The organism is Paenibacillus plantarum (genome assembly GCF_013141695.1).
GTDB classification, from domain to species: Bacteria; Bacillota; Bacilli; order Paenibacillales; family NBRC-103111; genus Paenibacillus_E; species Paenibacillus_E plantarum.
In genome coordinates this window covers 1-531 of the sequence record NZ_WHNY01000046.1, presented here as the reverse complement: position 1 = coordinate 531, position 531 = coordinate 1, and the positions used below count along the sequence as shown (strand labels likewise).

Below are 531 nucleotides of genomic sequence, written 5' to 3'. Positions count from 1 at the left end.
AAAGTCTTCAACGTAGGTTTTGGGCTCTACAACCTTTAGATGAGTGCCGAAGCTTGCTAGAAGTTGAAATCCCATATAATTTTGAGGGACAAACATGGTTGCTAACAAAAGTCCAGAACCATGGTCTTCAATACTTTTTCTACCATACCTTTCGATGATTTGATCTTTTATTCTAGGTGATATCCATGCCTTAATCGTGACGAATTGCGGAAGATAACTTGCTTCGTGTCCTTGCTCAGACCAATCTTCTCTAGGATGAAACGCGCGTTCATTCATAGTAATATGATCGATCCGGGATAACTTGAATGTTCGAGATCCCTGTCGATGTAAACAGAATCCTTTCAAATACCAACTCGATTCGCTAAAATGCAGCTCATAGGGCTCAACGATTCTATCCGTTACAGCCCCGTCTTTATCTGTATAATTAAACGAAACCAGCCTTTTCTTGGATATGGATTCTTGACATGTCTTTACGGTTTCAAGAATCTCGGACCGACCTTCCCAATCATAAAATGACAGTTGAATGGAACG

At 40.5% G+C, this 531-nt stretch carries 1 protein-coding gene; it reads right to left on the bottom strand.

Features of this window, described 5'->3' with window-relative positions:
* Positions 1–531, bottom strand: a 531-nt coding sequence (locus tag GC096_RS15855) for a WYL domain-containing protein (protein WP_171631519.1), incomplete at both ends; no start/stop codon positions are given.